The organism is Succinivibrio sp., assembly GCF_045124615.1.
GTDB classification, from domain to species: Bacteria; Pseudomonadota; Gammaproteobacteria; order Enterobacterales; family Succinivibrionaceae; genus Succinivibrio; species Succinivibrio faecicola.
The window spans coordinates 1-10,069 of sequence record NZ_JBGVMC010000158.1 but is presented as its reverse complement, the minus strand read 5'-3'; the positions used below and the strand labels follow the sequence as shown (position 1 = coordinate 10,069).

Genomic DNA, 10,069 nt, shown 5'->3' with positions numbered 1-10,069 from the left:
CCATACCTTCAATAGGAGTTGAATCAATACCCATTGAAGCTGCACCATATAAAAGAGCTGTCATGGCAATATAGGTCTGTCTTGCAGTCCATTCATTAAAATCACCAAGTTCAACATGCATATTAGAAAAATGACGGCGGTGTTCATCAACTGCATCACGGATCCTGTCTTCTGAATAACGGCCATCTGCAGACTCTTTTGCAGTTACAGAACTTAAAAACTCATCATCAACCTTTGTTTTGGCACATAAAACCACAAAGTGGGAACATCCCTGAATTCTTGGGATATTAAATTCAGGAATTGCTTTTAGAATTATGTCTTTTGCCTTTTGAGATGATCCTGTAAAGAAATACCATGGCTGAACATTAACAGCAGAAGGGGCAAGTCTTAAAATCTCTAGAAGCTTTTGAAAATCAGCATCGCTAATTTTCTTTGAAGAATCATAATGCTTAGTTGTATAACGCTCTTTTGAAATCTGTAAAAAATCTTTCATTTTCTTCACCTATAAAAATTTTTAAATCATATTAGCACAGCACAAAGAATTTTTTAGCCACTTTACTCAAATCTTGTATTCATGACCTTTATATGCTTTTGTTATAAAACAATCAAAATTTATTAAGTTAATCAAAAAACGAGATAATTGTTAAAATTAATTTTCTGAAAAATCATATATTAAAAAATAAAAGATTGCGATATATCACTATTTTGTAAACGGTTACATACTTTTTCAAAAATTCATGCTATTATAATAATGCTTCTCAAGAGGAGATAATTATGTCTGCTTTAAATTCACTAAATCCAAAACTTGAAACACTATGCAATAAAAACGGCATGTGCGTTACTGTAATGGATATCGGTGCTACCATTGTTTCAATAAAGGTACCTGTAGAAGGTGAAGATAAACGTGAAGTTCTGCTTGGTCTTGAAGATCCATCAAATTGGCTTTCACAGCAATGTTTCTTTAATGCAACAATAGGTCGTTTTGCAAATAGAATTGCAAACTCACAATTCACTATTGATGGTGTTGAATACAAATTAAATTCAGGTGCAAAGCACTGCCTTCACGGTGGTATTGAAGGCTTTGATAAAAGACGCTTTACATTACTTTCAAAAACAGACAACTCATTAACTTATGTAATCAGTTCTCCTGATATGGATATGGGTTTTCCTGGTAATTTCGAGCTGACTGTTGTTTTCACACTAAATGACAGTAATGAACTTGATATGCATTACATCGGAAAAACCGATAAAAAAACTTATGCTTGTATAACAAATCATGCATATTTTAATCTCAATGGAAAGAATTCTTCTGTTCTTAACCATACATTGAAGATTGATTCAGACTCATTCTTACCACTTGATGAAACATCTATTCCTACTGGTGAGGTTCGTAAAGTAGAAAACACTGCTTTTGACTTCAGAAAGCCAAAGACAATTGGACAGGATTTTAGAAAGGATGATCAGATGACTGCATGTCTTGGATATGACCATCCATTCTTAATTGATGGTGATTTAAATAAATCATTTATCAAACTAACCTCAGATGACGGCAAATTATCACTAGAAGTTGCAACTGATTATCCTGCTTTCCAGCTTTATTCTGGAAACTATATAAACGAAGGTACAAACAGAATTATTGCAAGAGACGATGGTCAGGTATACAAGAATCAGAGTGGTCTGTGCATTGAGCCTGAATTCTATCCAGACTGTCCGCATATGCCACAGTTTTCTCATTTAAATCCCATAATAACTCCTAACACTCCTTTAGATAGACATATAGTCTACAAGTTTAAATAGTAGAGTTTCAAATTAATCGTTCATATGTCTTACCTGACACAGGTCTTCAGTGTCAGGATTTTTTTCTTTTTAAGACATATTTTTCTGAATACTTACTATACTTAATTTAGACTTACTAACAAAAGGATTTATATGCTTGAAGTAAATACAAAAGCTCCTGATTTTTCACTAAAGGATCAAAACGGAAAAATACATACTTTATCTGATTATTCTGGTAGGAAAGTACTACTTTACTTTTATCCAAAAGATAATACACCTGGCTGCACTAAACAGGCATGCTCATATTCTATTCTCCATAAAGAATTTGAAAAATACAACACAGTAATAATAGGTATCAGCAAAGATAGTGTTAAGTCACATAAAAATTTCGAGAATAAACAGAATCTTTCTATAACTCTCTTAAGCGACGAATCTACTCAGGTAATATCTGCTTATGATGCATGGAAAGAAAAGAAAAATTATGGAAAAACATATATGGGAACGCTGCGAACAACCTATCTTATCGATGAAAAAGGAATAATTATATATGCAAGCGACAAGGTAAAAGCAGCAGAAGATGCCACAAAGATGCTTGGTGAATTTGAGAAGATTAAATAACAACAATAGATGTGATTGGTGCCTGGGGTGGGACTCGAACCCACACGTATTTCTACGGCGGATTTTGAATCCGCTGCGTCTACCAATTCCGCCACTCAGGCATCAAAAGCTAAAAAATTATAGCTTTACTGCTTTGAATTGTAAAGTAATAACTACGATTTTCTTCGTAAAAGATATACTGCTAATATTGCAAATACAACAGAAGCAAAAATTGCTCCAAAGAATGGAGGTATACCATATACCAGACTGAATGGAGCGACGATCTGATTTAGCACATAGTATGCAAAACCAAGTGTTATTCCTGCCAGAATTCTTACACCCATATTCATTGAACGCAGTGGACCAAAAATTGTTGAAAGTGCCAAAAGCATCATAACGAGCATAATAAAAGGAGAAATGATCTTACTGTAAAAGCTCAGGCGGTAGCGACTAGAATCAACACCATTTGTTTCTATGTATTTTATATAATCATATAGCTGCAACACGGACATAGATTCTGACAGTTCACAAAGAATTGAAAGTCGCTTTTCAGTAACATTTAAAGGCCATTCTTCTTCTTTCTTGCGATAATTCTTTACTTCGTTATCATTCATCTCCTGAACAATTACATTTTTCATTTTCCATTTTCCGTCAACAAGCTCTCCGGAACTGGCTTTTCTAAACGACTTGAGCTGTCCTGAATAATCAAACTCATATCTGACTACACCGGCCATCTTTTTTCCATTGATAATTGCGGCTATTCCGTAAAAATTATTGTTTTCTTTTACCCATGCTCCTGCATTTGTAACAGAAATTCCAATAGTATTAGACATTTTGTCAAATTCTGTTTCTGATTTCTTATCGTAATGTGGTGCTAATGTCTCACCAATAAACACAACGACAAGAATAAGTGGCAGCACTGATTTTACAGAGGAAAGACCAATACTTAACTTTGATAGACCGATTGACTGAAGAATAATGATCTCACTATTGCGAGCCATCATTCCAAGTCCGACAACACAACCAATAAGAATTGCAATCGGGAAGAATGTAACATATATAGATGGAAGCTTAAGGCCTACATAATAGAGCACAAACAGAAAATCAATATTTCCTCTTCCAATGTATCGTAATCCATCAATCAACTGTATGAGAGCAGCAAACAGTGTAAGACAAACTGAAACTAGGAAAATTGAAAGAATTACATTCTTTCCCACATATCTATCTAAAATACTGTACATAGTCTAGCTTCCTTTTGATTCTTTCTTATTAAGCTGTTTTCTCTTCTTAAACTTGATCTTTGGAGACTCAAGATTCAACGGTATAGCAACAAGAATAATAAAAAGCAGAGGAACCAAGTACATTCCAGGATAAAGAGGAATCGTACCTGAATTGAGAAGATTTCTAAAAGAAAGTAAAGCTAGATAATAACAGACAAACAGAAGAATTGCTGGTCCTAATCTTGCAAATCTACCCTGTCTTGGATTAATCATTGATAAAGGAACTGCAATAAAAGCGAATATAAAGCAGGCAAAAATAGGAGCTATGCGCCATTGAAGTTCAATTTTCGCCTTAATATTATTTGACTTAATTAAATCAGATGTTCGAGTTCCTTTGAAATTAGACTCGTCATATTCAACCTTTTCCTCTGTTGGAATAGGTATCTCTATAAGTCTGAACTGACTCTTTTCAAGACTTCCTGTTTTATAATCGTTTCTGTAAATAAAGCCTTTCTCAAGAACAAGCCACTGCTTTTTCTGATTGTCAGTCTTCAAATAGCCTTTGTTTGAACAAATAAATTCAGATGTTTTGCCTTTATTTAGAGAATAAATATTCTTTACCACAAATACCTGATCTAAATTCTTTTGTGCAGAATCAGAATCTACTTTCTGAATATAAATGGTGTAATCTCCAAAATTAGAAAATTTTCCACTTTCTATTGGAAGATAATTTGGATTTGATTTAGAAGTCTCTGACAATACCTTCTGCTCATAGGTTGCATGTGGTAGCAGATAAAGAGAGTTTATCGCTGTAAGTACAGAAGAAATCAGAGCAACACCAGAACAGATCTTCATAAAAGAATATCCAGACAGTCCTACTGATTTCATAACAACCATCTCACTGTCAGATGACATTCTTGACAGAGACACGATTATGCCAACATACAGTGTCATTGGAATCAGAATATAGGCAAGATTAGGCATTGAATATAAAACAAGCTCTGATACAACTTTAACAGGTATTGAGCCTGATGCTGCTCTTGATAGAAGTTTAATTACAGTCTGACATAAAAATACTGCAAAAAGCACAAAGAAACATACAAACTGTACTTTTACAATATCTTTAAAAATATATTTTTGTAAAATCAATTCTAATTCCTGCCTGATAGTAGCAACTCAACAAATGCTCTCAAAACAGAGTTTGGAGCTCTTTGTGGAATACCTGTTTTTACAGGTTTCAGATCTTCAACCGCATCTGAAGCTCTGAAAAGAACGTCTGCTCTGATTGAACCTAACGATGCAGCATTTACCTTTTTTATGAAAGGTAGTTTATCTATACTAATTCTTGCTTTATATTTTAACAGCTCAAGAATAAATTCCTTAAGGATCATGTATCTTTGCTGTTCCTGAGCTGATTCTAAAGCTTGTATAAGCTCGTTTTCGGATTTTTTTCCTGAATAAACATCATCAATCAGAGAAATTATGCAAGAGCATTTTAAGTCAAGGCCCTGATTATACAGAGCAATTGCCTTGTATGGCGAATTATTTGCAAGGGTCAGTGCAATTTCTGCTCGGCCCTCATCATACTCATTCTTGTAATGGTACTGTAAAAAGCTCTTAGCTTCATCACCTAAAACAGCTTTTACCTGCATTTTCATTGCTCTTGACAGTATAGTTGCAGGTAGTTCATCAAAACTCTTTGTTACAAGAACAATAAGTGTATCTGCAGGTGGTTCTTCAAATGTCTTTAAAAGCGCATTAGCTGATGATTCATTCATAAGATGTGCATTTGATATTACTGCAACCTTACCATTTGCCAGTACAGATCCTTGCATGATCCAGTCACAAAATGACTTTACATCTTCAACTCTGATCTGGCGAACGCCACCTGTTTCAAAAGTTTCAAGATGATTGAGATCATAATCCATGTCATTGATAAAATCTTCTATACTGTGAGTTACAGGCTCTAGAGCTGAGCTTTCATTATCCTCAGACTTTTCCTTTGAATTAGATCCTCTTGGAAGAAGAAAAAGCAGATCTGGATGAGTAGGATTTTCTTCAACCTGCAAAAGCTGACATGATTTGCAGTTATTGCACTGCTCGTTTTCTATTCTGTCAGAACACAGATACAAAGATGCAATTTTTAAAACGAGCTTTGAAATACCCAAAGAAGGATCACCTGCAATAATAATTGAATTTGCAGTATGATTCAGACTCAAGGACTGCTTAAACTGATTGTAATTATTCAATAGCCAGCTTTCAAACATCTAGTCTTTCCTGAATGTTCTTTATAATCTGCTCACTAACTTCCTGAACACTAAGTGTTCCATCAACAACTGCAACTGTATCTGGATGCTTTTCTGCATAGTCATGATAGGCCTTATCCACGCGCTCAAAAAAATCAGCATTTGAAATTTCAAAACGATCAAGCTCGCCTCTGTTTCTTGCTCGTGCCATTCCTACTTTTGGTGGAACATCAATTAAAACAGTAAGATCAGGTCTAAAATTCTTAAGAACAACATTTCTGATGGCATTGATATCATCCATATTCATCATTCTGCCTCCACCTTGGTAGGCTATAGTTGACAAATCATGACGATCACACAGAATATCAAATCCTTCTTCTAATTTCGGCTTGATAAGAGTATTCACTAATTGAGCTCTTGCAGCGTACATCAAAAGAAGTTCAGCTGTATCACACATTCTGTCATCATTGCGAACAGATTTTAAAAGGTTTCTGATATCCTCTGCAATAGGGGTGGAACCAGGTTCTCTGATAGTAATGACTTTTCTTCCTTTTGACTCAAGGTATGATTTTGTTTTATCTATCTGAGTTGTTTTTCCAGCGCCTTCACCGCCTTCGAATGTTATAAAAAAACCTTTCATTGTGTTATTTTCACTTATAAAAATTGCCATATTCTTTCGAATACAGCATTGCATACGGATAAATGTTTTTAAGAATTATTTTTGTTTTTCTTTTTGCTATTATCGCTGTTAGAACCAGAAACATCTTTTTTCAAAGATTCCTTTTTCTCAACAGAAGCATTATTCTTCTTTTCTGTACTGATTACATCTGTTTTCTCTTCACTCTTAGCATTAGCTTCCTCATTTTTTATTGAAGCTATCTGCTCTCCTACTGCTGTTGCATTTGCCTCTTCTTCAGCAACTAGAAGCTCATCATGTTCATCAGCATTCTCATGCTGTGAAACAAGAAATTCTCTAATATTCTTTCTATAGGCACTTACAGCTCTGTTATGGGCTCTAAGATTTGATGAGAAAACGTGACCATCCTTAGGTGATGGTGTTTTTGCAACAAAGAAAAGATAGTCAGTCTTAGATGGATGAAGCACCGCATAAATTGACTTCTCTCTTGGCATACAGATAGGAGTAGGAGGCAATCCTGTTCTTGAATAAGTATTATATGGAGTATCAGTTATTAGATGGATCTTTGTAAGACGACCTATGAAGATAGGATTTACACCGTACATTACAGAAGGATCAGTCTGCAGACGCATACCTCTGTTTAAACGGTTGTAAAAAACAGACGCAATGATCGGACGTTCTTCATCAAGAAAGGTTTCTCTTTCAATTAAAGATGCCATAATCAGAGCATCATAAGGAGTCTTGATAAACTCACTCTCTTCTCGATCATTCCAGTATTTCTTTAGGATCCTTGCCTGTCTTAACATTCCTTTTCTAAACATATGCATGTATGGATTTTTCTCATACATAGGATATGTAGCAGGTGAAATAAGACCTTCAAAGTTTTCTCTTGGACCTCCTATGAATTCTAAAAGCTCAAGATCATCTGAAAAAACTTCAAGCATTAGTTTTCTAGGTTCTTTTATCAGCTTGAAAAATGTCTTATCCTCAGTCTTTCTTTTGGAAATACTGCGCATTATCTTTGCATAGTTGGTTCCCTCAATAATAGGGAAGGTAGGGTAGATCTTCTGAACAACATTTCCCTGAACCATATCTTTTAAAAGATCTAAAAGAGACTTCTTGCCATCGACAAGGTAGTCACCTTTCTGAACAGCTGTATATTCAGTATGGAAATGAAGGTAGATTTTATTTATTTGCTTTGTTATTGGATTTGATGAAAAATCTTCAATTACCTTAGTAGCATTTTCACCGGATTTAAGTGAATAAACCTGCTTGTCAAAAATTGCAGGAGAGCTTTTAAAATCATTTATGGTCTTATATACCATTACTGCTGCGAAGAACGTAATAAGCACAAACAGAGCAACGCACGCTAACAGCAGTCTTTTATATTTAAATAACATAGACCTTCCTGTATATTTAGAGCATATCTTTAGTATAAATGATCTGAATATTCTAAGAAAGAAAATTCATTGAAAAGTTTGACAAAAGAAGTTATTACCGCAGTAGATCTACAGCATAGCTTTAGCTTCCTGTTTTACAGGATCAGTCTTATCATTTTCTGAGAGTAGATTAATCTTGTCCTCATCTAATCTCATATTTGCCACCTGAAACAAGGTCTTTAGATCTTTTCCTGTTTCGATGGTATTTGATGAACCGACAAGAACTTTAAGATTAATTGCAAAACCATTTACATATATTATCTTGCTTAGAGCTTCTCTTGTTTCTGATACTGTTCGTTCCATATCAATAGTTGTTCTGATATTTCTCTTAAGTACCATAAACTCACCACCTACTCGACTTAATCTGTCATTATATGCAACCGTGGCTTTCAGTCTTGAAGCAATCTCTTTTAATACGCTGTCGCCAGTTTCGTATCCATATATTGAATTTACTTGCTTGAAATTCAATATTTCAATTATCAAAAGTCCATGCTCGTGCTTGTCCTTCAAAACCTTTGATAATAATGAAAGAAAAGATTTGTGATGAAGAGTGTTTGTCAGCAAATCTACAGATTCTGACGCGCGGAACATGAACATTCTGCCTATAAACAAGAATACAAACAGATATGTAACAAGTGCACTTCCTGAACACAATAGAATGCAGTTAAGTCGAAGAGATTTTATCTCGTCAGTTTTAGCCTTCAAGGCAAGATCCCATCTTTGCTTACCAAAGAAAAGGGACTTCTGTCTTGAGAATTTATTCTTTTTCTTGAAAAGTGAAGCATCACCCCAAATATAATCGGATGTTCCCTTGTATATTGACGATCTAATTGCATACTCAAAATAGTCATCAGAAACATTAAGGCGGATACATTCAAGATATTTGTAAAAATCTGCACACAGAGCAACATATCCCCAGTACTGCCCGTTCACATATACAGCCTGACGGTTGTAGACAAGAACCTCATGAGAATTTGGGGATAGTACAGGTCCCTGTACAATAACCTCATCAGGGTTGGTGTGAGCTAGCCTCTTGTAGTATTCTCCCTCATCATTTGTAAAGATTGAAATGTCGTTTGCATCTACTTTCTGATTTGAATAAATAAGAGAGATAATATCATCCTTAGCTACAACATAAGAATGCACAAAATCCGTGTTCTTTCTGTTAAAGAATGAAGCTAAGTCACGAGGCATCAGAACTTTGCCGATGAAATTTTCTATTTTTTTTGTTTCTGCATCAGGATTGTTCTGAATAAATTTTGAAAGCTTATTGGTATTTTTGAAAATGATGTCATAGTCTCTTACCATGTCATTTGAAACATTTTTCATCCTTTCAATACAGGCAAGATTATTCTTTGAAACCATATCTGATGTCAAAGACAAATAAAAATATCTGCCAACACCAAAATATACCAATGCCGTCAGTATCGCTGTCAGCACGTATATAACATACTTAAATTGTTTAGCAGAAGTTCTATTCATCATTAAAATCCATGTAATTCTTTCGTGATTATAAGTTATTTTATTCTCTTAGTTATATTTTCTTTGCCATTTGTATAGGAGCAGATCAAAATTTTTTTTGCTCCCAAAAAGGCGTCATGAATTACATTTTTTTTAACCTTATCTACATTGTTGTCCAAAGTGGAACACCTATATTTGTGATCATTCTTTAATAATCGTCAATTTTTACCCAAAATTTGATAGAATATAGCAAATTTTTTTATACACAGTTTCTAATAGGGCTTTTACGCTATGGATATGGAAAAAACCTATACTCCCGAGAATTTCGAAAGCAACATTTATCAGAAATGGGAAAAGGAAGGCTTCTTTAAACCAAATTATGATTCTTCAAAAGAGTCATTTTCTATTGCTCTTCCACCTCCAAATGTAACTGGTTCTCTTCATATGGGTCATGCTTTCCAGCAGACCATTATGGATACTCTAATCAGATTCCACAGAATGAAAGGTGATAACACTCTCTGGCAGTGCGGTACCGATCATGCTGGTATTGCAACTCAGATGGTTGTAGAAAGAAAGCTTGCTAAAGAAGAAAATCTCACAAGACATGATCTTGGCAGAGAAAAATTCATCGACCGAGTATGGAAGTGGAAAGAACAGTCAGGCGGTACCATTACAAGACAGATGAGACGTCTT

10 protein-coding genes and 1 tRNA gene are annotated in these 10,069 nt (G+C 34.7%); 3 read left to right on the top strand and 8 right to left on the bottom strand.

What is annotated here, in order from left to right; translation table 11 throughout:
• Positions 1–493 (bottom strand): nitroreductase family protein (locus tag ACJML3_RS04270; protein WP_406020902.1); only part of this gene is annotated, 493 nt, incomplete at its 3' end.
• 281 nt (positions 494–774) lie between these two features.
• Here ACJML3_RS04270 and ACJML3_RS04265 point away from each other — a divergent pair.
• Positions 775–1,797: an aldose epimerase family protein gene (locus tag ACJML3_RS04265; RefSeq protein ID WP_406020900.1), complete on the top strand. Its 1,023-nt coding sequence runs from the start codon at positions 775–777 to the stop codon at positions 1,795–1,797.
• 132 nt (positions 1,798–1,929) lie between these two features.
• Complete coding sequence (bcp, locus tag ACJML3_RS04260) at positions 1,930–2,394, top strand: thioredoxin-dependent thiol peroxidase (protein ID WP_406020899.1); 465 nt, start codon at positions 1,930–1,932, stop codon at positions 2,392–2,394.
• Between the two features lie 16 nt (positions 2,395–2,410).
• Here the strand turns inward: bcp and ACJML3_RS04255 are convergent.
• From ACJML3_RS04255 to ACJML3_RS04225, 7 genes are all read right to left on the bottom strand, one after another.
• Positions 2,411–2,495, bottom strand: a tRNA-Leu gene (locus tag ACJML3_RS04255).
• Positions 2,496–2,546: 51 nt separating this feature from the next.
• The gene (gene lptG / locus ACJML3_RS04250; protein WP_406020897.1) at positions 2,547–3,614 is read right to left on the bottom strand and encodes an LPS export ABC transporter permease LptG; all 1,068 of its coding nucleotides are present in this window, start codon (positions 3,612–3,614) and stop codon (positions 2,547–2,549) included.
• A gap of 3 nt (positions 3,615–3,617) precedes the next feature.
• Entirely contained in the window at positions 3,618–4,742 is a 1,125-nt protein-coding gene (lptF, locus tag ACJML3_RS04245) for an LPS export ABC transporter permease LptF (protein ID WP_406020895.1), read from the bottom strand.
• 2 nt (positions 4,743–4,744) lie between these two features.
• The gene (locus ACJML3_RS04240) at positions 4,745–5,860 is read right to left on the bottom strand and encodes a hypothetical protein (protein WP_406020893.1); all 1,116 of its coding nucleotides are present in this window, start codon (positions 5,858–5,860) and stop codon (positions 4,745–4,747) included.
• Positions 5,853–6,479: a dTMP kinase gene (gene tmk, locus ACJML3_RS04235; protein ID WP_406020891.1), complete on the bottom strand. Its 627-nt coding sequence runs from the start codon at positions 6,477–6,479 to the stop codon at positions 5,853–5,855. The genes ACJML3_RS04240 and tmk overlap by 8 nt, the downstream gene beginning before the upstream one ends.
• 68 nt (positions 6,480–6,547) lie before the next feature.
• Complete coding sequence (gene mltG, locus ACJML3_RS04230) at positions 6,548–7,876, bottom strand: endolytic transglycosylase MltG (RefSeq protein WP_406020889.1); 1,329 nt, start codon at positions 7,874–7,876, stop codon at positions 6,548–6,550.
• A 108-nt stretch (positions 7,877–7,984) separates the two neighbouring features.
• Complete coding sequence (locus ACJML3_RS04225; protein WP_406020887.1) at positions 7,985–9,397, bottom strand: diguanylate cyclase domain-containing protein; 1,413 nt, start codon at positions 9,395–9,397, stop codon at positions 7,985–7,987.
• A gap of 276 nt (positions 9,398–9,673) precedes the next feature.
• On the opposite strand from ACJML3_RS04225, the gene ACJML3_RS04220 reads away from it, so the two are divergent.
• Positions 9,674–10,069: class I tRNA ligase family protein (locus tag ACJML3_RS04220; RefSeq protein WP_406020904.1), on the top strand; the 396-nt coding region annotated here is incomplete at its 3' end.